This window comes from Cedecea sp. (assembly GCF_036500665.1).
In the GTDB taxonomy this organism is placed as follows: Bacteria; Pseudomonadota; Gammaproteobacteria; order Enterobacterales; family Enterobacteriaceae; genus Cedecea.
The window spans coordinates 1-1,829 of the sequence record NZ_DASYBS010000048.1 but is presented as its reverse complement, the minus strand read 5'-3'; the positions used below and the strand labels follow the sequence as shown (position 1 = coordinate 1,829).

Below are 1,829 nucleotides of genomic sequence, written 5' to 3'. Positions count from 1 at the left end.
CCACTTCAACGTGGGCGAGTGGTATCTCGGTGCAGACGGTGCAACTGTCAATCGACAACAGCCTGTGTTTCGGTTTGTACCATCAGCAGCAACAGATTGGTTTTGCCCGTCTGGTGACGGATTACGCCACTTTCGGTTATCTGTGCGATGTGTTTGTCTCTCCGGATTATCAGGGGCAGGGGTTAGCGCGTTGGCTGATGGATTGCACGTTGGAACATCCTGTGCTGCAACGGCTACGACGAATTATGCTGGTGACCGGGACTGCGCCGTGGCTGTACCAGAAAGTGGGTTATGAAGCGGTGAATCGTGAGGATTTTGTCTGGCATATTGTCCGGCCGGATATCTACCAGCAGCAGTAACATCAGGCGGCGGTGCTATTGGGCACCGCCGCCTGTTTCAAGGTTTGACGTTGATAAGGCTTTCTTCGTGACGTTGTAACGGTTTGAACTTGCTGTAGAGCAGGGCGACCACAAACAGAATCGCCTGGACGATCACAATGCAGGGGCCGGTGGCACCGTCGATGTGGAAACTGATCAAGGTGCCGAGCACGCAGGAGAATACCGACACCACCGTAGCAACCATTAACATGCGATCGAAGCTGCGGCACAGCATAAAGGCAATAATCCCAGGAGCGATTAACATCGCAATCACCAGAATCACCCCCACGGCCTGCAGCGAAGCGACAATGGTCAGCGCCAACAGGCACAGTAACCCGTAGTGCAACAGCTTGACCGGCAGGCCGATCACTCTGGCATGGTTGGGGTCGAAACAGTAAAGCATCAGATCCTTGCGTTTGAGCAACACCACTAACAGGGTGATACCTGCCATCAGCAACGTCTGTTTCAGTTCGGCATCGGTAATACCCAGCATATTGCCGAACAGAATGTGGCTCAGATGCTGATCGGTATCGACGCGTGAAAACAACACCAGCCCAAAGGCGAACATGCCCGAGAACACGATGCCCATCACCGTATCCTCTTTCACCCGGCTGTTTTCTTTCAGGTAACCGGTGGCGACCGCGCAGAAAATACCGGAGAAAAATGCGCCGATCACTACCGGGATGCCGAGCACAAATGCCAGCACGATGCCGGGCAGCACCGCATGCGAAATGGCATCGCCCATCAGGGACCAGCCTTTAAGCACCAAATAGCAGGACAAAACGGCACAGACGACACCGGTCACGATAGCGGCCAGGATCGCCCGCTGCATAAACGGATAGGCGAACGGCTCGCTGAGTAGTTGATACAGAGTTTCCATCAGTGGCCTCCGGTCTGTTCACGTGCTACGCGGCGTTTGGATGCCAGCAGGCCGTGCTTGGGGGCGAAGAAAAAGGCGGCCAGGAACACCAGCGTCTGCAGGGTCACGATCACTCCACCGGTCGCGCCGTCGAGGAAGAAGCTCAGGTAAGCCCCAAAGCTGCTGGTCAATGCGCCGATCGCGATGGCGATGATCACCAAGCGACTGAAGCGGTCGGTCAGCAGATAGGCGGTTGCGCCTGGCGTGATGACCATGGCGATCACCAAAATTGCGCCGACGGTTTGTAATGCCGCCACGGTGCAGGCGCTGAGCAGGGTGAAGAACAGGATCTTCAAGCGCAGCGGCGACAGGCCGATCGACACTGCGTGGTTTTCGTCAAAGAACACCGCCAGCAGGTCTTTCCACACCAGGCACAGGATCAGCAGTGATACGCCGATGATAATCTCGACCTGCAACACGTCTTCATCGGCGATGCCGAGAATATTGCCGAAGATAATCGACTGCACGTTAACCGAGGTGGGGTTGAGCGAAACGATCAGCAGGCCGACGGCGAAGAAGGTGGAAAAGATAAA

General features: G+C 55.7%; 3 protein-coding genes. 1 reads left to right on the top strand and 2 read right to left on the bottom strand.

Going from position 1 to position 1,829, the window contains the following annotated elements:
• Positions 1-359, top strand: a 359-nt coding sequence (locus VGM55_RS07615) for a GNAT family N-acetyltransferase (RefSeq protein WP_331635139.1), incomplete at its 5' end; no start/stop codon positions are given.
• A 37-nt stretch (positions 360-396) separates the two neighbouring features.
• Here the strand turns inward: VGM55_RS07615 and VGM55_RS07610 are convergent.
• On the bottom strand, positions 397-1,257 hold the full coding sequence (locus VGM55_RS07610) for a metal ABC transporter permease (protein ID WP_331635137.1): 861 nt from the start codon (positions 1,255-1,257) through the stop codon (positions 397-399).
• Positions 1,257-1,829 (bottom strand): iron chelate uptake ABC transporter family permease subunit (locus tag VGM55_RS07605; protein ID WP_331635136.1); only part of this gene is annotated, 573 nt, incomplete at its 5' end. The genes VGM55_RS07610 and VGM55_RS07605, both read right to left, overlap by 1 nt.

Coding starts and splice junctions, on each gene's coding strand:
- VGM55_RS07610 (WP_331635137.1), bottom strand. CDS start 1,257: ATGGAAACTCTGTATCAACTACTCAGCGAGCCGTTCGCCTATCCGTTT.